This window comes from Saccharospirillum sp., assembly GCF_039982735.1.
Classification (GTDB): Bacteria; Pseudomonadota; Gammaproteobacteria; order Pseudomonadales; family Natronospirillaceae; genus Saccharospirillum.
Genome location: NZ_JBDWXV010000010.1, coordinates 114,139 through 139,391 on the forward strand (window position 1 = coordinate 114,139; position 25,253 = coordinate 139,391).

Sequence of the window (25,253 nt, forward strand, 5' to 3'; positions counted from 1 at the left end):
ATGTCCGGGTAGCTAAATTGATTGGCTCGTCAATTAACGAGTACAAGTCACCGTCGTCGCATCGGCTTCATTAGTCCGCTCTACAAGACGATTCCGGGTCAATTCAACAATGGTGCTGACAGACTCGGATTCCTGCATCATGCCGGCTTCCATCTGCGGGATCATCATATCCACCATGGGGTTAGGTTCACCCAGATTTTCAGCGCTGACTTCAGTAGTGGTCGTGGTCAGCTGATCGCCCTCAAGTGACCAGTTGCCGCTGCCAGCAACACCCAGATTCATCGGGTCCATCGACGGCACTTCCATGTTCATGGTCATGTCATATACAGCGGTTCGGTCAGCGCGATAGTTGACCTTCAACTGCATATCGAGCTCCACACCATCGGTGGTTTCCGAGTAATCACAGTTCCAGGTACCCACCAGCAAATCAGGGTCGGGCTCAGCCAGTGCCAGAGGGGCCAGGGAGGCGATGAACAGGCCTGCGGTGAGCTTTGCAATCGGTTTCATGTGTCTTCCTTAACGGATAAATGAACCCGGAGTATACCCATTCAACTGTGATTTGTTCAGGATCCGCCTCACAATAGTCGCATTCGAATCCGTTTGGTTATTTAACCCTGTTTGGGGTTGATTCTGCACAAGGTTGAGCGTTGGAGGCTTCATTTTCCGGATCTGCTTCATTACTCTGCATGCAACTTGATTTCGAGGTCTGTCGGAGTTGACTCTCTATTTGGATTTATTGAGTTATATTTGATGACACTCAAAGTGCCAGGCGCTGGGTAGGCCTATCCGGGGTAGTCCGCAGCAAGGATGCTGCGGTCTAGGCTCCATGGAAGGATTTACGCCGACCCCGGATAGGCCTACCCGGTGTCTTGCACGACTTTCAGCCGATAGGTCAAAGCAACCACAGACCCGCACTTGATCAGCCTGCGAGCGTCATTTTCACCAGCCGACTTAACGCAACGCACCAACCTCACAGGAACACCACTTGAATACAGTTTTGCCAACTCAGACATCCGATCGCACCTGGTGGAAAGAAGCCGTGGTGTATCAGATTTACCCGCGCAGCTTTATGGACAGCAATGGCGATGGCATTGGTGATCTGAACGGCATTATCAGCAAGCTCGACTACTTGCAGAAACTGGGCGTTACCGTGCTCTGGTTGTGCCCGATTTTCTCGTCACCGAACGACGACAATGGGTATGACATCAGTGACTATCAGGACATCATGGCCGACTTCGGTTCACTGGCCGATTTTGATCGCTTGCTGGAAGAAGCCCACAAGCGCGGTTTGCGCATTCTGCTCGACCTGGTGTTGAACCACAGCAGTGATGAGCACCCCTGGTTTCTTGAATCACGCTCGTCGAAAACCAACCCCAAACGGGACTGGTACATCTGGCGCGAGGGTAAGGATGGGCAGCCGCCCAATAACTGGGAGAGCATTTTTAACGAATCGGTGTGGGAATACGATGCGGCGACCGATGAGTATTTCATGCACGTATTTTCGCGCAAACAGCCCGACCTGAACTGGGAAAACACCGACATGCGTGCCGCGCTGTATGACATGGTGCGCTGGTGGCTCGACAAAGGCGTCGACGGGTTTCGTATTGATGCCATTTCCCACATTCGCAAGCAACCCGGCCTGCCGGACATGCCGAACCCCAAAGGACTGCAGACCGTGCCCTCCGCCGCCGGCCACATGAACGTAGATGGCGTGATGGATTACATCAGTGACCTGTGTGCCAACACCTTTGCCCACTACGACATCATGACCGTTGGCGAAGCCAATGGCGTCAACGTCGAACAAGCGCCCGAATGGGTCGCACCCGAAAAACGCAATTTCAACATGCTGTTTCAATTTGAACAGCTCAAGCTCTGGCAAACCGACGGTGCCGCCGGGCTCGATCTGCCGCACCTGAAGCAGGTGCTTACACGCTGGCAAAAAGGGCTGGAAGGCCGCGGCTGGAATGCCTTGTTTGTCGAGAACCACGACATACCCCGCATCGTTTCTACCTGGGGTGACGACGAGCGTTACTGGCGTGAAAGCGCCACCGCCATCGCCACCCTGTATTTTCTGATGCAGGGCACGCCCTTTATTTACCAGGGCCAGGAACTGGGGATGACCAACTACCCCTTCACTGAGCTGCAGCAATTCGACGACGTCGCCATTCACAACCTGGCCCGGCAGCGTCGCGAACAGGGCTGGGGCGAAGAGGATATCCTCACCAGCATTCGCGACAACGCCCGCGACAATTCACGCACCCCGATGCAATGGAACAGCAGCGAACACGGCGGCTTTACCACCGGCACCCCCTGGCTCGCCGTAAACCCCAATACCCGGGATATCAACGTCGCCAGCCAACAACAGGATTCGAATTCCGTATTGGCTTATTACCAGCAACTGATTCGTCTGCGTCGCAAACACCCAACGCTCATTTATGGCCAATACGACTTGTTGCTGGCAGAGCACCCGCAGATTTTTGCCTACAGCCGCAGCGGTGACGACCGCTTCATTGTGCTGTGCAACCTGAGCGACCAACCCGCAGACGTCGACCCGACACTGGTTGAACTGGACCGCGCGGCCCTGGTGCTTGGGAATCAGCCAACCGACATTGCGCCTTATGCATTAGCATTGGCCCCTTTTGAGGCACGGGTGTACCGGATTATTGATTCAAACAACGCTTAATCGTTGCGTTCGTCGTTGAAAATGACGCTATACTGACGGTTGATCCGACGACGGACTGAAGTGAGCGCCATGTCAGACAACCGGAAACCCAGCGCAAATGCCTGCCCCAAATGCCAGCCCCGCTCTGCACTGGGGCTGGCTCTTTGCATTCTGCTAGGGTTTGCTCCGGCGGCTGTATGGGCGGAAAGCGCCCCGACGCTTCGGCTGGTCACCGGTGACAATTATGCCCCGTTTTCCGATCAGAACCTGCCCTGGGGTGGCCTGGCCACGCACCTGGTACGCTATCTGTTCGAGCAAATCGATCAGGCGGTTGAGATTGATGTTACCGGGTGGTCCACTGGCTATCAGGCTGCATTGGACGGTGACTATGCTGGCACCTTTCCCTATATCGAATCGCAGCAACGCCTCAATGACTATCTGTATTCCGGCCCCTTGTTTACCGTCAGCTCCTACGCCTATGTTGATCAGTCGAGCACCATCAACGCCAGCAGCCCGGAAGACCTGGCCGGCTTGTCCCTGTGTCTGCCGGAAGGCTTTGCACACGGACCGGCACTGAACCCCCTGGTGGAAAGCGGCTCGATCACCCGCATCACCCCCTCGGACATGCCAAGCTGCTTTGCCATGCTGCAGTCTGGCGAAGCCGATTTCGTTAAGATCAACCGCTATGTGGCACGCGAATTACTGCGCAATGCCGGTGTTCCTCACTCGGCCATACGGGCGCTGCCGTTTCCGGTAGAAACCGTTTCGATGCACTTTATTGCACCGCGCAACCAAAACGGTTCGCCCGCCCTGATTGCCAGAGTAAACCAGGCCCTGGCAGACCTGCAGCAGGACAACGAATACGCCCGCTTCGTCGATGACTACCTGACGATCATCTACCCTCGTCAGATGCCTTCCAGCTCGGCACCGTAATCTGGCCCCCAGCGTTTGCGAATGCGGTCCATCACCTCTGCCAGGGCCAGAGAATCGGCCCAGCTGTGTTCCTCGCATTGCAGTAGCCCCGCCGCCAGGCTGCGGTTTACCGCGCTGAATTCATAATGGTAGCCCGTACCCAACAGCGGGTACTGCTGCTGGCTGACCGGCGCCTTACCTAGCTGCCAGCGGGCCGCCTGGCTGGCAAACCAGGGCGCCTTGATCTCGACCCAGCCGTCTTCGCCACTGATGGCCGCTTGCGTCGGCAATGGAAAGTCCAGGCTGTACGACAGCGAAGCTCTGGCCCCGCTTGCATAGTGCAATACGAGATCGGCAGACCGGTCCACTCCGAGAGCGCCCAGTGTCACGTCACCTTCGATGTCGTCGGGAACGCCGAAAAGGTCCAGAGGCAGCAGCAAGGGGTAGATGCCAATATCGAGCAGTGCCCCACCGGCCAGTTCCGGCGCATTTAAACGATGTTCCGGGTCAGCCGGTGCAGCGAAACCAAAGCTGGCCTGACAGTGGCGCACCTGACCAATACGGCCCGACTTGAGATCCGCCAGAACAGACCGGTAAACCGGGCTGAAGCGGGTCCACAGAGCTTCAACGCACAGCACCTGACAACGCTCGGCTGTCTCGTACAGGCTTTTGCTCTGGGCCGCGTTCAGAGTAGCCGGCTTTTCCACCAGCACGGCCTTGCCCGCTTCCATGGCCGCCATCGCCTGTTGCCGGTGCTGGGTATGGGGGCTGGCTATGTACACTACATCGATGTTATCCAGCGCGAGCAGAGTGTCGAGATCGTCGAACGCCAGAGCGATGCCATGGCGGTCCGCAAAGGTCTGTGCACTAGCCTGGGAACGCGAGCATACCGCGACAAATTCGCCACCGTTTCCGTGCCGGGCATCGGCCACAAACTGATCGGCCATACCGCCGGTACCAATCACGGCCCAGCGATAGGTTGAAGATGTAGCGGAACTGTTCATAAAAGACACTCCTGTGGTCACGGCAGACCGTTCTTGTTGTTAGATTTGCTTACTGGTACGGGTAGCGGCTCACTGCGTTCGGGTAACCCGGTTCATAAACCGCTGCGCCCGGGCTTCGCGTTCTTCATTCTGGCCTTTGTACAACACGGAGATTTTTACCCAGTCAGAGCCGACAACATAGAGCCGGTGGCGCTGAATCCGGTTTTCGGCATCGTACAACGCATAGCGGGCGGTCGATTCACTGCTTTGCAGGGGCTCATATACGCTCCCTGCCACCTGCTCGCGGTCGGTCTCCAGCATGCCAGCGGCCAATTCGGGCAACGGCTGCGTCAAGTCGCCGGTTTGCACCAGAAAATCCATACCCCGGCGCCGCAAAAACCAGGCGTCATTGTCCGCGTCCGGCTGGGCACTGGGTGCGGCTTCCCATTCCACGGCAATGGCATCGTTGATCGTGGTCGTCACGTAGTCGGGCTGATCAAGCGGTTTCAGGCGGGTTGGCCATTGCAGATAGACAAAGCCAATCAGTAATACGATGACGATCCAGAAGGTGGGGCGGCGTATGGCGTCTCGCCAGCCAGTAACCGGAGTGCGGTCGGCTGACGAATCATCCGGGCGGTGCGACACGGCAGGTTCTCTTTTGTGAGCTGAAATAAATAAACTGGCCGCACTTTACCGCAATGCACCGGTGCGGGCCAGTCGAACGACGGTGTGCGTCAATCCTGAATTTTGGAGAACTCCCGATCCAGCTCATAGCGCTTGGAGGTCACGTACTGTTCCATCCGCTCGACACGGCTCAGTGTCCGGTTCAGGCGCTCCCTGGCCGTACTGAGCCGCTCACCGGGGCTCTCTCCGTAACGAAACAAATTGCGTGGCCGATCCTGGTGGTTGTTTTCGTCGTACTGGTATTCCTGCTGCACCGGGCCCTTGGGGCGCGGCGCCATGGCGACGCAAGCGCCTACATAGGCAAGTAAAGTCAGGAACCCGAAGAACATAAACCCCGCCACGACGATCAGCCGGGCTATCCAGTGCTCAATGTTAAAATGATCGGCAAGCCCGGCACAGACGCCACCCACCCAGCCATCTTTCTTGTTCCGGTACAGGTTCATGCCGAAGCCTTCGCGACGGCGCTGCCAGAATTCTTTCTTAGTCATTAGAGTCTCTCCGACGAGTTAGCGGTCCCGCTTCCAGCGAGGGCTGCGTTCATCCAAAATGCCTTCCAGCGCATCGACCCGGTCGACGACCTTGTCCAGGGTACGTAGCAGGTCATCCAATTTAACCTGGTCATCCTCCGACAGGCCCTGTCGGGTGCGCCCCTTGTGACGATAGTCCAACACCAGCCAGATCGGCATGACCACCACCAGAAACAGAATGGTCGGGACAAACAGAAATTCAAAAAAATGCATGCCTTACTCCTTGCGGGCCGACCACTCTGGCCAGCCCGGGGGCTTAGTTTTGTTCCGGACGGTTTTTCATTTTCGCTTTCAGACGTTCCAGCTCAAGATTGACGCTGTCGTCCCGGACCAGACTGTCGATCTCGCCAGCCAGATCAGAGCGCTCACCCTTGCCCAGATCCATCGCTTCTATCTCGCTTTCCATCGAATCCATGCGCCGCTCATAGCGTTCAAACTTCTCGAACGCATCCTGCAGCGACTCGCGCGACAGTTGTTCTTTCGCCCGACGACGCGTCGATACCGTCTGATGCCGCATGACCATGGACTTCTGCTTCGCTTTGGCATCGGTCAGCTTCTGCTGCAATTGCCCGATTTCACCGGACAGCTGTTTCAGATGCTCGTCCAGCGCCTTGAATTCCTGTTCAATAATAGCCTCTTCCTCCTGCAACACCTGCTTTTCCGCCAGCGCTGCACGGGCCAGATCTTCCCGGTTTTTTTCAAGCGCCAGGGTGGCCTTGGCTTCCCATTCGGCCACTTCCCCATGCAAGCGGTCGAGCCGGCGCTGGGCATCTTTCTTGTCGGCGATGATGCGCGCTGAACTGCTGCGCACTTCCACCAGCGTTTCTTCCATTTCCTGAATGATCAGCCGAATCATCTTCTGCGGATCCTCAGCCCGGTCGAGCAAGGCGGTCAAATTGGAATTAATGATGTCGGTCAGTCTCGAAAAAATACCCATAGCTCATACTCCTGAGTGCCATATAGTCGTTAATAAGCCAGCTGAAACAAGCGTCCAGCGGTGTTCTAGCGTTCGTTGGTCGACCGCCCGACAAGATGCGTGATGCTCTCGTAGAGCATGGTCATCCAGACGAAGGTCAATAATCCGATGCCCAGGTGCGTCACGACGGCCAGGGCGCTGCTCAGCGTAATCATGCCCATGTACAGCGGTGCGCGCGGGTTCAACATAAACATATCCTGTCCCTCTGCGGTTCGGTCCTGAAAATCCCTGGCTACGTCATATCGTCAGTGATTGTGTGCGTTACGCAGTATCTATTACAGATACCATGCCAAGTTCGTAACTCATTGATTTATAAGAGCTTAGGTTATTTCAGGCTAACGCAGGCTGGACTTTACTGGTGTTAATGGCTAATTTATTTAGCCATATAAGCCATTATTAAGAGCAAAGACATGACCGAGCGCAGCCCACAGCGAATCCTTGGCGAAAGCCCGGCCTTGTCAGACCTGTTAGACCGAGTATCCCAGGTCGCCCCGCTCACCCGCCCGGTACTGGTCATCGGCGAACGGGGCACCGGTAAGGAACTGATCGCCGAACGGCTGCATTTTCTGTCGCAGCGCTGGCAACAACCGTTTCTGAAAATCAACTGCGGCGCCATCAGCGAATCCCTGCTCGATGCCGATCTGTTCGGCTATGAGCCCGGTGCTTTTACCGGCGCTACCCGGTTGCACAAAGGCCGCTTCGAACGAGCGCACGAAGGCACGCTGTTTTTGGATGAAGTGGGCAATATGTCGCAGGCGTTGCAGGAAAAACTGCTGCGGCTGATCGAATACGGCGAGTTTGAACGTCTTGGCGGCCAGCAAACCCTGACCGTCGATGTGCGCATCATCGCCGCCACCAACGAACACCTGCCGGGGCTGGCCGCAGAAGGCCGATTCCGCGCCGACCTGCTCGACCGCCTTGCGTTCGACGTACTTACCCTGCCGCCCTTGCGTCACCGCCACGACGACATCACCCTGCTTGCAGATCAGTTCGGCATTCAGATGAGCAGTGAGCTCGGCTGGGAGGTGTTTCCGGGGTTTACTGACCGGGCCCTGGAACAACTGACCAGACACCCCTTTTACGGCAATGTCCGAGAACTCAAAAACGCCATTGAGCGCAGTGTTTACCGCTGGGGTAATGAAGCCGAACCCATCGACGACCTGGTGCTCGACCCCTTTCACTCTCCCTGGCAGCCGGCACCGGAAACTACAGAAACCGGCTTTGCAGCAAACCCAGACGAAAGCTTCAGCGAACAGGTCAGTCGATATGAAGTGGCATTACTCGAAGGCGCACTGGATGCCAATGGCCGCCACCAGGGACATGCCGCCGAGGCGCTGGGGCTGAGTTACCATCAGTTTCGCAGTCAGTTGCGTAAGCATGGGCTGATTGAGAAGAAGACATAAGACCTTTGACATCAACCGGTCCGAGAGAGGAGTAGAGGTGGAACGGAAGTTATTACTCCGGTATCAAAAGCGACGATAAGGCTAGCGAGGGTTGGTAGGGGGGCTTTTGCGGGGGTATCTGAGGCATGGATGCCGAAGCTAAGCCTACATGGAGGTATTCACGGCGCCCCCGCAAGAGCGTCCCTGCCAACCCTCGCGGGTTCGAGGGATGCCCTTGATTTGGCCGCCGTATTTCGAGTAATTAAACCGCGTCCTCGCCCGTTTCGCCGGTGCGGATACGGATGACCTGCTCCAGGGAGGAGACGAAGATCTTGCCGTCGCCGATCTTGCCGGTGTTAGCGGCCTTGGAGATCGCTTCGATGACGGACTCCACTTTGGCATCGTCGATGGCGACTTCGAGTTTGATCTTGGGCAGGAAATCGACCACGTATTCAGCGCCGCGATACAGCTCGGTGTGCCCCTTCTGGCGACCAAAACCCTTGACTTCGGTAACGGTAATGCCCTGCACACCCACTTCAGAGAGGGATTCGCGAACATCGTCGAGTTTGAACGGTTTAATAATGGCAGTTACAAGCTTCATGCTGAACTCCTCAGAGTAACGGAATAGCTGGTGGATGCCTTGAGCATACCCTACCGGCCAGGCCATTCACAATTCAAGTGTAGGAGATTTCAAACACCTGTCAAAACCAGAACTCAATAGACTCACCCAACAAAAAAGGGCCCGAAGGCCCTTTTGGAAGTCAGAACGTTTTGTCCGGTATCACTTTGAACCTGTGAATTCCGGGTAAGCGTCCATGCCGCACTCGGCAATGTCGACGCCTTCGTATTCTTCTTCCTCGGTGACGCGAATGCCCATAACCGCCTTGAGGATTCCCCAGACAACCAGTGAGGCAACGAATACCCAGACGAAGATGGTCAGCGCGCCGATGATCTGGCCGGAGAAGGTCGCACCATCATTGGTGAACGGCACCAGCAACAGACCCAGCAAACCTACGACACCGTGCACCGAGATGGCACCAACGGGGTCATCAATCTTCATCTTATCAAGTGTTACGATGCTGAAGACCACAACCAGGCCACCCAGGGCACCGAAGAGCGTAGCCAGCAGAGGCGTCGGCGTTGACGGTTCAGCGGTAATGGCCACCAGGCCAGCCAGGGCACCGTTCAGGGCCATGGTCAGGTCAGCTTTCTTGAACCACAGGCGTGCCAGGATCAGGGCGGCAATAGAGCCACCGGCAGCAGCAGCGTTGGTGTTCAGGAACACCAGGGCGACGGCGTTGGCGCTTTCGGCATCCGCAACTTTCAGTACGGAACCACCGTTGAAGCCGAACCAGCCCATCCACAGGATGAAGGTACCCAGAGTCGCCAGCGGCAGGTTGGAGCCCGGAATGGCGTTGATTTCGCCGTTCTTGCCATACTTGCCCTTACGAGCACCCAGCAGCAGAACACCGGCCAGTGCAGCAGACGCGCCTGCCATGTGCACGATGCCAGAGCCAGCGAAGTCACTGAAGCCCAGGTCGCCCAGGGTGTACATGCCAAACACAGCCTGACCACCCCAGGTCCAGGAACCTTCCAGCGGGTAGATCACGCCAGTCATCACAACGGCAAACACCAGGAAGGCCCACAGCTTCATCCGCTCGGCAACCGCACCGGAGATGATCGACATGGCCGTGGCAACAAACACCACCTGGAAGAAGAAGTCGGAAGACGGTGAGTAGTAGCCGTCGCCGATTTCAGTAATGCCCGTCAGGAACAGGCCACCGTCGTACATGATGGCGTAGCCGCAGATCAGGTACATGGTGCAGGAAATGGAATACAGGGCCACGTTCTTGGTCAGAATTTCCGTGGTGTTCTTGGCGCGAACCAGGCCAGCTTCGAGCATGGAGAAGCCCGCTGCCATCCACATCACCAGAGCGCCACAGATCAGAAAGTAAAATGTATCGAGTGCGTATTGTACTTGCGTCAATTCGTTCATTGTTCAGTCTCTCCCGTTAGTCAACCCGGCTCAGATCGCGTCGTTGCCAGTTTCGCCGGTACGAATGCGAATCGCCTGTTCCAGCGGGGTCACAAAGATCTTGCCGTCACCAATTTTTCCGGTGTTGGCGGCCTTGGTAATCGATTCGATGGCGCGGTCGAGCAGTTCGTCTGAAATACCGACCTCAACCTTCACCTTGGGCAAAAAATCCACCACGTACTCTGCGCCGCGATAGAGTTCGGTGTGGCCTTTCTGACGACCAAAGCCTTTCACTTCAGTCACGGTAATGCCCTGCACGCCAATTTCTGACAGCGCTTCGCGGACGTCGTCCAACTTAAAGGGCTTGATAATGGCTGATACGAGTTTCATGTCGTTCACTCCTGTTGATTCCACCGTTGCGCTGAGAATCAGCACCGGCCCGAGGGTTTGGCCGCCACGATCAGTGCGGCAGCCGGTCACCCGAGTTACAATGTCCAATGCAACGGTTGGCTGCGATTGGTTTCATCCGTGGAGGGTCTATAGCGAAGCCCGTGCCAACTCGACTAACCCTTTAATATCAAGCAGTTAGCCATTGAACTGCGTCACAAACCGCGATGAGACGCACTGATTTGGAGCGCTGCACAATAAGTGTGCGGCATGAAAGCACCCCGATGGAGCACAGCCATGAAACTGCCCGAAGACCTACTCGACCAGATCAGCCGTCAGGCGAGTGAACTGTTCAGCCAGGGCCAGCAGGCCCGCAGCGAGGTGCGCCAGAACCTGCGCAGCTTAATGCAATCACAACTGAGCAAACTCGATGTCGTCAGCCGCGAGGAATTCGAAGCGCAACAGGCCGTGCTGCAGCGCACCCGCGAGCAGCTGGCCGACCTTGAGCAACAACTGGCCGACCTGGAAAGCCGGTTCAAGCCGTGACTTCCGCCACTGGCCCGGGCCAGGCACTCGCCTACACTCACTGACATCTGGTTCCCAGCGGAGAGAGACACGATGCGCACCAACCCATTGATCGCCCCGGCACTGGCCGGCACTGCCTTACTGTTGCTATGCCTGCCTGTCCAAGCATCTGACCACACAAAAACAGCGCTGATCGATATGGAAGATGCGCGTTCGGGGGGCTTTGGCGGGCCCCTGGTCAAGTTGGGGACGATCAACGGTGACAATGCCGTCATGATCGGTGGCGAGGGTGGCGCAACCTTCACTTCCGGCCCCCATTCGCTGATCATCGGCGGTGCCGGGTACGGCCTGGTCAATGAGCTGGAATGGGACGACACCGGGCGCAAACTGGAGATGGGCTATGCGGGCTTGCTGATGGGCTATACCCACCAGCCCGACCGGGTGGTGCACTGGGAAAGCAAAGTATTGCTGGGGGCGGGAAATGTATCCATCGTCGACAGCGGCGGCAGCAACGATGAAGATGCCAACTTCCTGGTCAGCGAATTCAGTCTCTCAGGCGAGGTCAATGTGACCGACTTTCTGGAAATCGGCATCGGCGGTGCCTACCGGCTGACCAGCGAACCGCTGATCGACAACCTGGATGCCGGCGACATTTCCGGCCCAAGCGTATTCATCAGCTTCCAGTTCGGGCAGATTTAACTCCGAGTTTAACTTTCCTAGGGGCCTGGAATCCGTGTCAGGCACCGGGTATACCTATACGGGTGGTGCGACACATCGCCCGGCATGAACCCATCCATGGGGCCTAGGCTTCGGGATATGAATCCCCTCCCTGGGATTCACCCTTCGGGCTCGCTGCGCTCATGCTAAAACGCTCCAAGCGTTTTAGTCCATGCTTCAGACTTCCCCAGATAGGTACACCCGGCACCAGACACTCAGTTCGTTGTTAAATTTAAAGAGTCGTTGTCAAACAGGCAAAGGGATATCAATCTTACGCATCAGGCTCAGCCCGATGTGCTGATCATAATAAGCCGCTTCATTGATGAAGGCCCCGTACAGGGTTTCGGTGCCTTCATAATTCAGGGTTTCACCTTCCAGTGTAATGAACAGCGGGTCGCCCGGCTGAATGGGCTGGTAATCGGTGTCTTGCCGATCGGGATGAATCATCGCTGTCAGCTCACCGCGTTCGTTTTCCGGTAACTTCAGCTTCTCGACAAACTGGAACCCTGGCAAAGACGCTGGCAATTCCGGCTGGTTGCCCGCGCGCACGGCCGCCAGGTAATCCAGCCCAAAGCGGGTTGCCTGGCGTGTTTTGTCAAACACATCCCAGCGCAGCATGCCCTGTGGCACTGGCCCTACCTCCACCAGTAAACCATGATGTTTAGCCAGTGAGATCAGGAAATTATCGCTTAGCCGGTCTTCCGGTTCGTAGAACAGCGTGACCTCAGGCATTTGCTGTTTGATGTAGAACGCCATGCCCACCACCAGGGCATCGTCTGATTTGATCACCAGGGTCGTCCCCATGTTCGCGGTGGTGGTGTGCAGATCGATTATAAAGTCGACGCGAGGCGCATCTTTCGGCCCCAGCAGGGTATTTAGCGACTTGGCGCGGTTTTGCTCGTAACCACAGAGACTATGGTCCGAAAGATCATCCCAGCTGAACTGCCGGTTCAGATCCTGATCCAGATAGCGCCGGTTGCAGCCATTGGCCTTGGGGTTGGCCAGATGCAATTCGGTCACCAGGCCATCCCGGCAGATTTCTTCGGGGTTGTTGCGCCAGTGCTTGAGCAAATGCACCCCGGTAAGCTCGTTACCGTGGGTACCGCCAGTGATGGCAACGTGTTTGATCGGGGATGTCGACATGAGGCACCTGCTTGGCTTGGCTGTATTCTCCTACCCAGTATGAGGTAGTTGGAGAAAAAGCCAATCCCCCACCCTATTCATCCTACCCAAGGCGATCGGAGAGATGGGTCATACAGGGCGTTGGTGGGTATTACTCAATCTATAGTTCGGTGTTCACGACCAATAAAGTGTCAGGTGCCGGGTGTGCCTATCCGGGGAAGTCTGAAACATGGACTAAAACGCCAGGAGCGTTTTAGCATGAGCGTCGCGAGCCCGAAGGGTGAATCCCATGGAGGGGATTCATATCATTCAGTCTAGGCCCCATGGACGGGTTTATGCCGGGCGATGTGTCGCACCACCCGTATAGGCATACCCGGTGCCTGACACGGACTCCTGGCACCAAGGCATATGCCGACCACCGAAACGCCTGTTACTTAACCAGCCCAATCTCGCGTAGCCGCTCCATCAGGTATTCATCGCTGGTGATCGGCGGGTAGCGTTTCGGGTTGTCTTCGGTGACGCACTGCGGCAGGGCATCCAGCGAAGTACCCGGGTTCGGGTGGACAAAGAACGGAATGGAGAACCGCGATACCTTGCCGGCCTCGCCTTTGGGGTTAACGACACGGTGCGTGGTTGAAGGCAGCACGTGGTTGGTCAGGCGTTGCAGCATGTCACCGACGTTGCAGACGATGGTGCCTTCAATCATCGAAATGCCAACCCACTCGCCGCGCATGTTCTTCACTTCCAGCCCTTCCTGCTCGGAACCGACCAGCAGCGTGATCAGGTTGATGTCTTCGTGAGCGCCGGCGCGAACGTTGGGCAAATTCGGGTCGGTGATGGGCGGGTAATGCAACGGCCGGAGAATGCTGTTGCCGTAGTTAACCTTTTCGTCGAAATAGTGCCGGTCTTCGCCGATAAACAAGGCAAAAGCTTGCAACAGTTCCTGAGACAGCGCATCCAGCTCGTAGTAGAGCCGCAGCATGGTGTCTTTGAACTCGGGCACTTCTTCTGGCCAGACGTTCGGGGTCAAGTCTTTGTGGGGGGCTTCGCCTTCGATCTCGCGGCCCACATGCCAGAACTCTTTCAGGTCGACGTGTTCTGCGTTCTTGGCAATCTCGGTACCAAAGGGGGTATAACCCCGGGTGCCGCCATTGTTTTTGAAATAGGCTTTCTTGGTGTCATCGGGCAGCGCGAAGACTTTTTCGGCCGCGCGCAGGGCGTTAATGGCCACTGACGAATCGATGCCATGGCCGGTAATGCCAGCAAAGCCCCAGGCTTGATAGGCCGCGCCCATTTCCTGAACAAAGCCTTCGGGGTCGGTTTTGAAACGGCGTAAATCGAGCGTAGGAATGGTGTTCATATCGGCAGTCTCTCGTTCAGGCGATGCCTGATAATACGGTTATCCCCCGCTACGGTGAAAATGCCGCAGCGGGGGATGGTCTCAGTGAGATCCCGAATCTTGTCGGGTGAGGCGTTTATTCACCTTCTAATCTCAAGTGTGTGACTGACCCGGCCGGGGATCACCCGGCCCAATGATCAGGCACGTTCTTTCACGTAGGGTTTGCCAATGGCCTTGGGCGCTACAGCGCGGCCAATAAAGCCACCCAGCAATACAACGGTCAGAATGTACGGCAATGCCTCTACCAACTGCACCGGCACTTCAAAGCCAAGGATGATGGCCCCCTGGCTGCGGTCGGCAATGGCTTGCAAGGCCCCGAACAGCAAACAGGCCAGCATGGTGGTTTTAGGCCGCCACTTGCCGAAAATCAGTGCTGCCAGTGCCATGTAGCCTTTACCGGCACTCATGTTCGGCGAGAACTGGGCGGTCAGTGCCACGGCCAGATACACACCGGCAAAGCCCGCCAAAACGCCACACACCAGCAACGCCAGGTAGCGCACCTGTGTTACAGAAATACCAGCCGTATCGACGGCCTGGGGGTTTTCACCCGTGGCCCGCAGACGCAAACCAAAACGGGTGCGGAACAGCACGAACCAGCACAGCGGCACCGCCAAAAAGGCCAGGTACACCAGAATATAGTGACCACTGAGTAATTCGGAGTAGATGCCACCGATAATCGGCACATCGGCCAGGGCATCAGCAAAGGGGAACACGATCGGCTCGAAGCGAGCGTTCAGCTCCTCGGCCCGGCTGACCAGGTTGGGCGTATTACCGCCCTGGCTGAACCAGTAGTTCCCCACCGCCGCCGTCAGGCCCGCAGCCAGAATATTGATCGCCAGACCCGAGACCACATGGTCACCGTTGTGGGTGACGGTGGCAAAGGCGTGCAGTTGGGCAAAGACAACCGAGGCCATGATGCCCGCGAGCAGGCCCATCCACGGCGAGCCGGTGTAATAGGCCGCCGAGGCACCGGCGAAGGCGCTGATCAGGATCTTGCCTTCCAGTGCAATGTTCACAATGCCCGAGCGCTCGGAAAACATGCCGGCCAGTGCGGCAAAAATCAGCGGCGTGGCATTACGCAGAGTGGCGTCCAGAATCAGAATAATGCTGTCGAATAGTTCCATGATCAGGCCTCCGCCGCGAGTTCTTCAGAGGCCTTTCTGCGGTTACTGGTTACCCGCAAATAGAGCCGTTCAATCGGATGCTTCATCATGTTTTGCAAGGCGCCCGAGAACAGGATAACCAACCCCTGCAACACAACAACAATGCGTGCGTCCACCGAGTATTCGAACTGCAGTTCACTGCCACCCTGGGTGAGGAAGCCAAACAGCAAACTGGCGATCACGATGCCGAATGGGTGATTGCGCCCCATCAGAGCAACCGCAATACCGGTGAAACCCATTTGGTTGACCAGATTCAGTTTGATCTGGTGGGCTTCGCCCTGCACCACGTTCAGCGCCATAAAGCCGGCCAAACCACCGCCAATAATCATGATCATGATGACAGTGCCCGGAATGCTGATGCCACCGTACTGGGCACCGGAGGCATTGCTGCCCATGGCCCGTACTTCATAGCCCCAGCGAGTCCGCCAGAGGAAGAACCAGACGGCAAAGGCAACAAACAGCGCCCAGAACATCGACAGGTTAAGCGGCGAACGGTCAATTGAAATACCAATCAACGCCAGCGCTTCATGCATCTTCGGGATCCAGGAAGACGGATCAAAGACCGCACTTTCCACCGACATGGTGCCGGCCGGTTTCATGAAGTTGATCAGCAGGTAGTTCATCAGCGAGGCGGCGATGAAGTTGAACATGATGGTGGTAATAACGATGTGCGAGCCGCGCTTGGCCTGCAGCCAGGCGGGAATCAGCGCCCAGAGGCCACCGAACACAAAGGCCGCAATAATGCTGATCGGCAGCAACACAATGAACGGCACATGGCCGCCCAGCCCCAGACAGACCAGGCCCACGCCCAGTGCACCGATATAGGCCTGGCCTTCACCGCCGATATTGAACATACCGGCCTGAAACACCACCGCCACGGCCAGCCCGGTAAAGATGTAGCTGGTCATGTAATAGAGGGTGTAGCCCCAGCCATAGGAGCTGCCAAAGGCGCCATAAACCATGGCCTGTAACGCATCGAGCGGATTAATGTTCAGATACCAGAAGACCAGAGCCGCTGCCAGGGCAGCCATGGCCACGTTGGCCAGGGGGATGACCCCCACGGTAATCCAGGCGGGTATACGGTGTTGACTCATGCTGGTTCCTCCGCCTGCAACGCCTTGATTTCATCGGGAACAATGTTGGCCATCATCAGGCCAAGTGTCCGTTCGTCGGCTTTGTCGGCCGGTACTTCACCGACGATGGTGCCGTCGAACATCACCAGAATGCGGTCTGAGAGCGAGCGGATTTCATCCAGCTCAACCGAGACCAGCAAAATGGCCTTGCCCGCGTCGCGCATTTCCAGGATACGTTTGTGAATGGATTCGATCGCGCCAATGTCGACGCCCCGTGTTGGCTGCCCAATCAGCAGGACATCCGGGTTCTGTTCAATTTCGCGGGCAATCACCAGCTTTTGCTGATTGCCCCCGGAAAAGTTGGCCGTTTTCAGATAGGGATCCTGCGGGCGAACATCCCAGCGCTCCATCTTTTCTTTACAGTCTTCAATAATGGCGCCTTGCTTCATTTGCAGAGCACCGTTGTATTCATGATTGCGGTGGTAGCCGAGCACAAAGGCTTCGTAGGCCGAAAACGTATTAATCAGGCCCATGCGATGCCGGTCTTCCGGAATGTGCCCGATGCCAGCCTTGCGCACTTGCGACGGGTTCATCGGGTGCTGGGCATCGAGGGTGTGGCCATTCAAATCGATGGTGCCACTGTCGACCGGAGTAATGCCCGCCAGCGTCTCCAGCAATTCAGACTGACCATTCCCGGAAACCCCGGCAATACCAACGATCTCGCCGGCACGCACATCCAGTGACACGTTATCGAGTCGTTTAACCCCGGCACTGTCAGTCATGCTCAGATTGCGCACAGACAGTTTTACATCACCCGGTGCGGAATCGCCTTTGTCGACTTGCAGCAAGACCTTGCGACCGACCATCAGCTCCGCCAGTTCTTCCTGGTTGGTCTCGGCCGTTTTTACATGGGCGACCATCTCGCCGCGTCGCATGACCGATACGTTATCGGTCGCCGCCAGAATTTCGCGTAACTTGTGGGTAATCAGAATGACCGTGGTGCCCTGAGCCTTTAGCGAGTCGAGTACTTTGAACAGATGCTCGGTTTCCTGCGGGGTCAGCACGCCGGTGGGTTCGTCCAGAATCAGAATCCGGGCGCCGCGGTACAGCGCCTTGAGAATTTCGATGCGTTGCTGAAACCCGACCGACAATTCTTCAACGGGTTGGTCCAGCGGTACCGACAAGCCGAATTCATCCGATAACCGGTTCAGTTCAGTGCGGGCTTTATCGAGGCTGTCGTCAATCAGTTCACCACTCTCGGCGCCCAGAACGACGTTCTCCAGCGCAGTAAAGTTCTGAATCAGCATGAAATGCTGATGGACCATACCAATGCCCGACGCAATGGCGGTTTTGGAATCCCTGATCTTCAGCACCTTGCCATCGATGGCAATATCACCCTGGTCAGCTTCGTAAAAGCCGTAGATGATGCTCATCAGCGTGGACTTGCCAGCACCGTTTTCGCCGACGATACCGTGAATGGTGCCTTTTTCGACCTTCAGATCGATGTTTTTATTGGCATGTACCGCACCAAAGTGCTTGTCGATGCCGCGCAGCTCGAGGGCGTATTCTGCAGCAGAGTGGGTCTGGGCAGTCATGGGTCACCCGGTCAGTAGAGGTTAATGGAAACGCTGTATGCTCTGAGAGTAGCCGAACATGCGTCGGGTCTCACTCGGTTCGGAAATCGTCCGAACCGGACGTCGCCCTCCCCGGGAGTCTGACAGACTCCTGGGGAGGGCGTTAATAATACATCGGCCGGAACCGGGGCAGGCCCGGGAACCGGCCGAAAGGGGAATGACTGACGAGAATCATCACCCCAATAAAAAAGCACTTGCCGCCAGGCAGGTGCTTTTAACAGCATCGAGCTGTGATCAGATATCGCAGCTGCTGGTAGCAGTGTAGTCGTGAACGCTGATGGAACCGTCCACAATACCGGCCCGGATTTCAGCCATACGAGTCTGCATTTCTTCGGTGATCAGGTCTTCGTTGAACTCGTCCAGTGCCCAGTCAACGCCGTTGGCACCCAGATCCAGAACCTTGATACCGCCTTCCCATTCACCGGCCTGAGCTTCTTCCCAGGAGGCGTAAGCCGCAACACCTACACGCTTGACCATGGAGGTCAGCATGGTGCCTGGCTGCAGGTAGTTCTGATTGGAGTCGACGCCGATGGCGTAAACGCCTTCGTCAGCCGCAGCCTGGTACACACCGATACCGGTACCACCGGCAGCCGCGAAGATCACGTCTGCACCCTGAGAAATCTGAGACTTGGCCAGTTCAGAACCACGGGCCGGGTCGTTAAACGCCGCCGGGGTTGAACCCGTCATGTTCTCGAAGTACTCGATGTCGCTGTTCACGTACTGGGCACCTTGCTGGTAACCACAGGCGAACTTGCGAATCAGCGGGATGTCCATACCACCGACAAAACCAACCGCGCCGTTCTCAGACGCCATGGCAGCCAGCGCACCGACCAGGAAAGAACCCTGATGCTCGGCGAAGACGATGGACTGAACGTTTGGCAGGTCAACAACAGAGTCGATGATGGAGAACTGAACATCTGGATATTCAGCCGCTACTTTCTCAACCGAAGATGAGTAGTTGAAGCCTACCGCTACGATCGGGCTGAAACCACGATCGGCCAGACGACGCAGACCCTGCTCACGCTGCTCTTCGTTTTGCGGTTCAAATTCACGGACGGCAATGCCTTTGTCCATGGTGAACTGCTCGGCACCGTTGCGATAGACCGCTTCGTTAAAGGATTTGTCGAACTTTCCTGCTGTGTCATAGACAACCGCAGGTTGAAAATCTTCCGCTGCGGCGATGGCAGCAGAAAAGGACAGCACAGCTGCAGCAGCCGCTTTCAACATTGGTTTCATGGTGAATCCCCTTTCAGCGTTAATGTTATGGTTGTTTTGCATACGCCCAACGAACCCCTCAAGGGGCCATTGGAAGCACTCTAGGCAAAGCTGACCGTTTGGTCAACCCCGCAAAGCTCGTTTGCAACAAACTGTTGCATTATACACAGCCACCTCGTCGTTACATCGCTAGAATCACAGCTGATTCATCCTGGATTCATCTATCGCGAAAAGCCCCGGTATCAGTGGCTCTCTCAGCCTTCCAGTAAGGGCACCGGGCACTGATTGTTCGAGGCATAGTTGTGCACCCGAATACGACCGTCAATGATGCGCTCACGCAACTGGGTCATCTCTTGCTCCATATCCAGCGTGACCAGTTGTCGATTGAAAATATCCAGCGACCAGTCCACGCCGTTTTCGGCCAGACCCAACTGTTGCACCCCGGGCTGCCACTGGCCGTTCACGGCCTGCTCCCAACTGGTGTAGGCCGCCACACCTACCCGCTTGACCATAGAGGTCAGCATGGTGCCCAGGTGCAGGTAGTTCTGGCTGGAGTCGACCGCAATAGCCAGAGTGCCACTGTCTTTGGCCGCCCGGTAGACACCAACGCCACTGCCACCGGCGGCGGCGTAAATCACTTCAGCACCCCGTTCTACCAGCTCCAGCGCCAGCTCGTTACCGCGCTCGGGGCTGGACCATGCCTGGGGGGTGTCGCCGATCATGCGCACCATGACCTGGGAATCATCGTCGACGTAATGCGCGCCCTGGGCATAACCGCAAGCGAAGCCACGAATAAAGGGCAGATCCATGCCACCGACAAACCCCAGTGGTGCGCCGTCTGTTCTCATCGCCGACAGCGCTCCGACCAGAAACGACCCTTCCCACTCTTTAAAGATCAGGGACTGAACGTTTGGCAGATCAACCACAGAGTCGATGATGGTGAACTGGATATCCGGAAATTCAGGCGCCACGGCGGTAAGCGCAGGGGCATATGAGAAGCCAACCGCAACGATCGGGCTGCGCCCCTGACTGGCCAGGTCCCGCAGGGCCGATTCAAAAGCATCGGCGGTGGAGGGGTTCACCTCCACTACATCGATATCGTAGGTGGACTGAAACCGGGTCACCCCTTCGCGAAACACCGCTTCGTTAAAGGAGTTATCAAATTTAACACCGTCGGAGTAAGCCACGGCGGGTAACACCTCGGCACTTGCCCAACTAACGCTTACAGCCAGAACAACACTGAATATACGAACCAATTTCATGCAAACCTCATATTTGACCTAGCGGTTAGTTTTTACACAGTATAAGGACTCTTGTCTGCCTGATCGAGCCTTGTCGACAACAATCATCAGCAGTACCTCCGGCAGATAAAAGGCGTACTCACATCACCCTCTCCCGGGCGCAGGAATCCGGGTCTATCCATTAGGTTCAGTCGGTTTTCAATAAGAAAGGGCCAGCCGATTGGCTGGCCCTTTCCGTTGGGCGGGAATTTTAAAGCGAGGATTGTACCAAGTTGACCAATGAGTCAGATGTGATGCCAAAATGAGCATACAGATCACCGGCGGGAGCCGATTCACCAAAGCTGGTCATGCCCAGCACAGCACCGTCGAGACCCACGTACTTGTACCAGTAGTCGGCAATTCCCGCTTCCACGGCAAAGCGCTTGATGCCGCGTAGCAAAACGGTATCCCGGTAGGCGACGTCCTGGGCGTCGAAACGCTCGGTGCACGGCATGGAGACCACGCGCGTCGCCACACCTTTCGCTTCCAGGGCTTCAGCGGCTTCAACCGCCAAACCCACTTCGGAACCGGTGGCGATCAGAATCGCCGCTGGCGTGCCGTTGCTGTCTTTGAGGACGTAACCGCCCCGTTCGATGTCAGCCAGCTGCTGCGCTGAGCGTTTTTGGTGCGTCAGACCCTGACGGGAGAACACCAGGGCACTTGGCCGGTCGCTGCTTTGAATCGCCGACTTCCAGGCAACGGCACTTTCCACCGCATCGGCCGGGCGCCAGGTATCCAGATTCGGCGTCAGGCGCAGTGAAGACAGCTGTTCAACCGGCTGGTGCGTTGGGCCGTCTTCGCCGAGACCGATCGAATCGTGGGTGTAGACGTGAATCAGCGGCTGCTTCATCAAGGCCGACATGCGTACCGCGTTGCGGGCGTATTCCATGAAGATCAGGAAGGTAGCGCCATAGGGGCGGAAGCCGCCGTGCAGAGCCAGGCCGTTCATGATCGCGGTCATGCCAAATTCACGCACGCCATAGAAGCAGTAGTTGCCGTCTGGCTCGGCCTGGCTGATGCCACGCGCGCCGCTCCACAGCGTCAGGTTCGACCCAGCCAAATCGGCCGACCCACCCAGCAGTTCAGGCAGGTTGGGCGCCAGTGCTTCAATGGCGTTTTGCGACGCCTTGCGGCTGGCGATGGTTTCCGCTTTGTCGTTGACACTGGCGATGTAGTCGTTGGCGATCTTGTCGAAATCAGCCGGCAGCTCACCTTTCACGCGGCGCTCAAATTCAGCCGCCAGGTCCGGATAGGCCGCTTTATATTCGGCGAACTGGTCATCCCACTTTGACTCCGCCTTACGTCCCTTGCCACGGGCATCCCAGGCGTCGTAGATGTCTTGCGGGATCTCGAAGGCACCGTGAGTCCAGCCCAGCTTCTTGCGGGCCAGCTCGATTTCATCATCACCCAGGGGTGCGCCGTGGCTGGATTCCTTGCCCTCTTTATTGGGTGAACCGAAGCCAATGATGGTCTTGCAGCAGATCAGCGTTGGCTGGTCGGTGTTTTCCCGGGCGGTTTCGATGGCCTGTTGAATCTCTTCCGGGTCGTGACCGTTTACCCGCGGAATCACTTGCCAGCCGTATGCCTCAAACCGCTTAACGGTATCATCGGTAAACCAGCCAGCGACTTCGCCGTCGATCGAAATGCCGTTGTCGTCATAAAACGCAATCAGTTTGCCCAGCCCCAGAGTCCCCGCCAGTGAAGACACCTCATGAGACACCCCCTCCATCAGACAGCCGTCACCAAGGAAGACGTAGGTATTGTGGTCAACAATGGTGTGACCCTTGCGGTTGAACTGAGCCGCCAGGGTTTTCTCTGCCATGGCAAAGCCAACAGCGTTGGCCAGGCCCTGACCCAGCGGGCCGGTGGTGGTCTCTACGCCCGGCGTATAACCGTATTCAGGATGGCCCGGGGTGCGTGAATGCAACTGGCGGAACTGTTTCAGATCGTCAATGCCCAGGTCGTAGCCTGCCAGGTGCAGCAGTGAATATTGCAGCATGGAGCCATGTCCGTTGGACAGAATAAAGCGGTCGCGATCAACCCACTTCGGGTTGGTCGGGTTGTGCTTGAGGTGGTCACACCACAGCACCTGAGCAATATCGGCCATGCCCATTGGCATGCCCGGATGACCGGATTTGGCTTTCTGCACGGCATCCATACTCAGAGCACGGATGGCATTGGCAAGTTCACTACGTGACGGCATCGAAAAGTCCTCGGCTGTTGGTTTTCGGGAGCGGCAAACACCCGGGTAAGCGGGAAAGGGCGTGAATTGTCCCAAAAATAACCGGTGGGGGCAAAGCGTCTGACGCATCCGTGCAGATTAATCGCACAAATCTATATCAAAATATATTGATATAGTTATTGAGAAAGCGAAGGGGCACTGCTAGTCTTGCCGCCATGAAACTAGACCTCGTACCGACTTTCTTTAAAGCCATCGGTGACCCGACCCGCCTGACCGTGCTGCAGGCGCTGGGCCACGGGGCCTTTGGCGTGCTTGAACTGAGTGATCTGCTCGACGTTCGCCAGTCCGGTATGAGCCATCATCTGAAGATACTGAGCAAGGCCGGCTGGGTGGAAAGCCGCCGCGAAGGTAACAGCATTTATTACCGCCGGTCGCTCGGCGATGCGCTCTCGATTCAGCAGCAACTGTTCCGGGAGCTCGATCAGTATGAACTGCCTGACGATTTGCAACGTAAACTCGCCGACATTCGCGCGGCCCGTCTGAATGCGGCCCAGGCGTTCTTTGCCAACCACGCCGACGAGTTTGAACTGCACCAGGAGCGCATTGCCCTGTTTCATCAGTACGGCCCGGAAACGCTGCAGCTTTTGGACAGCTGCCGCCAACAATCGCACCAGCGCGCACTTGAAGTCGGGCCGGGCAAAGGGGAGTTTCTGACCGCGCTGAATGACCGGTTTCGCCAGGTAGTTGGCATTGATATTTCAGCCGCCATGCTGGAGCAGGCGCGCATTCCGGCACGGCAGCTACGCCACGTCGAGCTGCGCGAAGGCGATACCGAAAGCCTGATGGCCGAGGACGAACAATTCGATGTCGTGGTCTATAACATGGTGCTGCATCACGTACCCGCACCTGGCCAGGAAGTGATCAATTGCGCACACCTGATGGCGCCGGGCGCCTTGCTGGTGATTACCGACCTGTGCCGCCACGATCAGGAATGGGCACATCACCAGTGTGGCGACCAGTGGCTCGGTTTCGAGCCGGATGAATTGCACCAGTGGGCCGAATCGGCCGGGCTGGATCACGAACAGGGGCGCTTCCTGGCCCTGCGCAACGGCTTTCAGGTGCAGACCCAGGTCTACCGCAAGCCGCCGCAAACACCGCTTTTTACTGATACCAGCGAGGCAAACGCCGCTGCTGGACACCCACTCACGTCGCTGAACTGAGGAACACAGCCCATGAGCGAGTACAGCCTCTTTACTTCCGAATCGGTCTCTGAAGGCCATCCGGACAAAATGGCCGACCAGATATCCGATGCCGTGCTGGACGCCATTCTGACTGAAGACAAAAACGCCCGCGTCGCCGTCGAGACCATGGTCAAGACCGGCATGGCGATCATCGCCGGTGAAGTCCGCACCGATACCTACGTCGATCTGGAAGACATTGTCCGTGATGTGATTCTCGACATCGGTTACGACAGCTCCGACGTCGGTTTCGACGGCGCTTCCTGTGCGGTATTGAACGCCATTGGCAAGCAGTCGTCCGACATTGCCCAGGGCGTTGACGAAGCCGACAACAAAGACCTTGGCGCCGGCGACCAGGGCCTGATGTTCGGTTACGCCACCAACGAAACCGACTCCTACATGCCCGCCCCGATTTACTACAGCCACCGTCTGGTTGAACACCAGGCCAAGCTGCGCAAAAACGGCGTGCTGCCCTGGTTGCGTCCGGATGCCAAATCCCAGGTCACGCTGCGTTACGAAAACGGCCTGCCGGTCGCCGTCGACGCCGTCGTACTGTCGACCCAGCACAACCCGGAAATCAGCCTGTCCGATCTGCGCGAAGCAGTGATGGACCACATCATTAAACCAGTATTGCCGGAAGAATGGCTGCACAGCGACACCCGCTTTCACATCAACCCAACGGGTAACTTTGTGATCGGCGGCCCGGTTGGCGACTGTGGCCTGACCGGCCGCAAGATCATCGTCGATACCTACGGCGGCATGGCCCGCCACGGTGGCGGCGCTTTCTCGGGCAAAGACCCGTCGAAAGTTGACCGCTCCGCCGCCTACGCCGGACGCTACGTCGCCAAGAACATCGTCGCCGCCGGCCTGGCCGACAAGTGCGAGATTCAGGTGTCCTACGCGATTGGTGTTTCCGAACCGACCTCGATCTCGATCAACACCTTCGGCACCAACAAGGTCGACGAAGCACTGATCGCCGACCTGGTGCGCGAACACTTCGACCTGCGCCCGCGCGGCATCATCGAAATGCTCGACCTGCTGCGCCCGATTTATCGCCCCACTGCCGCCTATGGCCATTTTGGCCGCGAAGGCTTCAGCTGGGAAGCCACGGATAAGGCAGCGGCACTAAAGGCCGCTGCCAAGCTCTAAGCTACGAGCTGTTAGCTGTTAGCTGTTAGCTGTTAGCTCAAAACTCGCAGCTCGCAGCTCGCAGCTCG

The 25,253-nt window shown here is 57.0% G+C and carries 25 protein-coding genes; 7 read left to right on the forward strand and 18 right to left on the reverse strand.

All coding sequences use genetic code 11. The features are described 5' to 3' along the window. Nucleotides 1–33 precede the first annotated feature (33 nt). Nucleotides 34–507 carry a hypothetical protein gene (locus ABJT94_RS07410; protein WP_348474592.1) on the reverse strand — a complete coding sequence of 158 codons (474 nt, stop codon included), beginning with the start codon at nucleotides 505–507 and terminating at the stop codon, nucleotides 34–36. A gap of 478 nt (nucleotides 508–985) precedes the next feature. Here ABJT94_RS07410 and ABJT94_RS07415 point away from each other — a divergent pair, with 478 nt between their 5' ends. Together ABJT94_RS07415 and ABJT94_RS07420 are read left to right on the forward strand one after the other, a co-directional pair. After that, a complete protein-coding gene (locus ABJT94_RS07415; protein ID WP_348474593.1) occupies nucleotides 986–2,683 on the forward strand; it encodes an alpha-glucosidase in 1,698 nt (565 codons plus the stop codon). 69 nt (nucleotides 2,684–2,752) lie between these two features. Further along, nucleotides 2,753–3,595, forward strand: a complete 843-nt coding sequence (locus ABJT94_RS07420; RefSeq protein WP_348474594.1) for a transporter substrate-binding domain-containing protein — start codon at nucleotides 2,753–2,755, stop codon at nucleotides 3,593–3,595. Here the strand turns inward: ABJT94_RS07420 and ABJT94_RS07425 are convergent. The 6 genes from ABJT94_RS07425 to ABJT94_RS07450 all read right to left on the reverse strand — a co-directional run bounded on the left by ABJT94_RS07425 (nucleotide 3,568) and on the right by ABJT94_RS07450 (nucleotide 6,932). Beyond that, nucleotides 3,568–4,578 (reverse strand): Gfo/Idh/MocA family oxidoreductase, encoded by a 1,011-nt coding sequence (locus ABJT94_RS07425; RefSeq protein ID WP_348474595.1) that lies wholly within the window; start codon nucleotides 4,576–4,578, stop codon nucleotides 3,568–3,570. The two genes, ABJT94_RS07420 and ABJT94_RS07425, sit on opposite strands and share 28 nt — an antisense overlap. A gap of 69 nt (nucleotides 4,579–4,647) precedes the next feature. Continuing rightward, nucleotides 4,648–5,202 (reverse strand): hypothetical protein, encoded by a 555-nt coding sequence (locus tag ABJT94_RS07430; RefSeq protein WP_348474596.1) that lies wholly within the window; start codon nucleotides 5,200–5,202, stop codon nucleotides 4,648–4,650. Between the two features lie 89 nt (nucleotides 5,203–5,291). Next, a complete protein-coding gene (locus tag ABJT94_RS07435) occupies nucleotides 5,292–5,729 on the reverse strand; it encodes a PspC domain-containing protein (RefSeq protein ID WP_348474597.1) in 438 nt (145 codons plus the stop codon). Between the two features lie 18 nt (nucleotides 5,730–5,747). After that, complete coding sequence (gene pspB / locus ABJT94_RS07440) at nucleotides 5,748–5,981, reverse strand: envelope stress response membrane protein PspB (RefSeq protein WP_028670783.1); 234 nt, start codon at nucleotides 5,979–5,981, stop codon at nucleotides 5,748–5,750. 43 nt (nucleotides 5,982–6,024) lie between these two features. After that, the gene (pspA, locus tag ABJT94_RS07445; protein WP_348474598.1) at nucleotides 6,025–6,705 is read right to left on the reverse strand and encodes a phage shock protein PspA; all 681 of its coding nucleotides are present in this window, start codon (nucleotides 6,703–6,705) and stop codon (nucleotides 6,025–6,027) included. Between the two features lie 65 nt (nucleotides 6,706–6,770). Then, complete coding sequence (locus tag ABJT94_RS07450) at nucleotides 6,771–6,932, reverse strand: hypothetical protein (protein WP_348474599.1); 162 nt, start codon at nucleotides 6,930–6,932, stop codon at nucleotides 6,771–6,773. A 222-nt stretch (nucleotides 6,933–7,154) separates the two neighbouring features. Between ABJT94_RS07450 and pspF the strand changes: the two genes are divergently transcribed. Then, on the forward strand, nucleotides 7,155–8,147 hold the full coding sequence (gene pspF, locus ABJT94_RS07455) for a phage shock protein operon transcriptional activator (protein ID WP_348474600.1): 993 nt from the start codon (nucleotides 7,155–7,157) through the stop codon (nucleotides 8,145–8,147). A gap of 241 nt (nucleotides 8,148–8,388) precedes the next feature. Here the strand turns inward: pspF and glnK (ABJT94_RS07460) are convergent, their stop codons facing one another. The 3 genes from glnK (ABJT94_RS07460) to glnK (ABJT94_RS07470) form a co-directional block, all read right to left on the reverse strand. After that, entirely contained in the window at nucleotides 8,389–8,727 is a 339-nt protein-coding gene (gene glnK / locus ABJT94_RS07460) for a P-II family nitrogen regulator (protein ID WP_028670786.1), read from the reverse strand. Nucleotides 8,728–8,907: 180 nt separating this feature from the next. Continuing rightward, complete coding sequence (locus tag ABJT94_RS07465; RefSeq protein WP_127557675.1) at nucleotides 8,908–10,122, reverse strand: ammonium transporter; 1,215 nt, start codon at nucleotides 10,120–10,122, stop codon at nucleotides 8,908–8,910. Between the two features lie 30 nt (nucleotides 10,123–10,152). Further along, a complete protein-coding gene (glnK, locus tag ABJT94_RS07470) occupies nucleotides 10,153–10,491 on the reverse strand; it encodes a P-II family nitrogen regulator (protein ID WP_028670788.1) in 339 nt (112 codons plus the stop codon). 294 nt (nucleotides 10,492–10,785) lie between these two features. Between glnK (ABJT94_RS07470) and ABJT94_RS07475 the strand changes: the two genes are divergently transcribed. Together ABJT94_RS07475 and ABJT94_RS07480 are read left to right on the forward strand one after the other, a co-directional pair. Then, complete coding sequence (locus tag ABJT94_RS07475) at nucleotides 10,786–11,034, forward strand: accessory factor UbiK family protein (RefSeq protein ID WP_348474601.1); 249 nt, start codon at nucleotides 10,786–10,788, stop codon at nucleotides 11,032–11,034. Between the two features lie 72 nt (nucleotides 11,035–11,106). Beyond that, the gene (locus ABJT94_RS07480; RefSeq protein WP_348474602.1) at nucleotides 11,107–11,712 is read left to right on the forward strand and encodes a hypothetical protein; all 606 of its coding nucleotides are present in this window, start codon (nucleotides 11,107–11,109) and stop codon (nucleotides 11,710–11,712) included. A 264-nt stretch (nucleotides 11,713–11,976) separates the two neighbouring features. Here the strand turns inward: ABJT94_RS07480 and ABJT94_RS07485 are convergent, their stop codons facing one another. The 8 genes from ABJT94_RS07485 to tkt form a co-directional block, all read right to left on the reverse strand. Next, nucleotides 11,977–12,873 (reverse strand): aspartoacylase, encoded by an 897-nt coding sequence (locus ABJT94_RS07485; RefSeq protein WP_348474603.1) that lies wholly within the window; start codon nucleotides 12,871–12,873, stop codon nucleotides 11,977–11,979. A 409-nt stretch (nucleotides 12,874–13,282) separates the two neighbouring features. Beyond that, on the reverse strand, nucleotides 13,283–14,212 hold the full coding sequence (locus ABJT94_RS07490) for a 2-oxoglutarate and iron-dependent oxygenase domain-containing protein (protein WP_348474604.1): 930 nt from the start codon (nucleotides 14,210–14,212) through the stop codon (nucleotides 13,283–13,285). A 176-nt stretch (nucleotides 14,213–14,388) separates the two neighbouring features. Then, nucleotides 14,389–15,375 carry an ABC transporter permease gene (locus ABJT94_RS07495; protein ID WP_348474605.1) on the reverse strand — a complete coding sequence of 329 codons (987 nt, stop codon included), beginning with the start codon at nucleotides 15,373–15,375 and terminating at the stop codon, nucleotides 14,389–14,391. A 2-nt stretch (nucleotides 15,376–15,377) separates the two neighbouring features. Continuing rightward, nucleotides 15,378–16,508 carry an ABC transporter permease gene (locus ABJT94_RS07500; protein WP_127557686.1) on the reverse strand — a complete coding sequence of 377 codons (1,131 nt, stop codon included), beginning with the start codon at nucleotides 16,506–16,508 and terminating at the stop codon, nucleotides 15,378–15,380. Then, nucleotides 16,505–18,082 carry an ABC transporter ATP-binding protein gene (locus tag ABJT94_RS07505; RefSeq protein ID WP_348474606.1) on the reverse strand — a complete coding sequence of 526 codons (1,578 nt, stop codon included), beginning with the start codon at nucleotides 18,080–18,082 and terminating at the stop codon, nucleotides 16,505–16,507. Before ABJT94_RS07505 ends, ABJT94_RS07500 begins: the two co-directional genes overlap by 4 nt. Nucleotides 18,083–18,355: 273 nt before the next feature. After that, nucleotides 18,356–19,357 (reverse strand): BMP family ABC transporter substrate-binding protein, encoded by a 1,002-nt coding sequence (locus tag ABJT94_RS07510; protein WP_348474607.1) that lies wholly within the window; start codon nucleotides 19,355–19,357, stop codon nucleotides 18,356–18,358. A 233-nt stretch (nucleotides 19,358–19,590) separates the two neighbouring features. Then, a complete protein-coding gene (locus ABJT94_RS07515; protein WP_348474608.1) occupies nucleotides 19,591–20,598 on the reverse strand; it encodes a BMP family ABC transporter substrate-binding protein in 1,008 nt (335 codons plus the stop codon). Nucleotides 20,599–20,827: 229 nt separating this feature from the next. Next, the gene (gene tkt, locus ABJT94_RS07520) at nucleotides 20,828–22,819 is read right to left on the reverse strand and encodes a transketolase (RefSeq protein WP_348474609.1); all 1,992 of its coding nucleotides are present in this window, start codon (nucleotides 22,817–22,819) and stop codon (nucleotides 20,828–20,830) included. A 194-nt stretch (nucleotides 22,820–23,013) separates the two neighbouring features. Between tkt and ABJT94_RS07525 the strand changes: the two genes are divergently transcribed. Then, the gene (locus ABJT94_RS07525; RefSeq protein WP_348474610.1) at nucleotides 23,014–24,018 is read left to right on the forward strand and encodes a metalloregulator ArsR/SmtB family transcription factor; all 1,005 of its coding nucleotides are present in this window, start codon (nucleotides 23,014–23,016) and stop codon (nucleotides 24,016–24,018) included. Nucleotides 24,019–24,030: 12 nt separating this feature from the next. Continuing rightward, nucleotides 24,031–25,185, forward strand: a complete 1,155-nt coding sequence (gene metK, locus ABJT94_RS07530; protein WP_348474611.1) for a methionine adenosyltransferase — start codon at nucleotides 24,031–24,033, stop codon at nucleotides 25,183–25,185. Nucleotides 25,186–25,253: the final 68 nt, after the last annotated feature.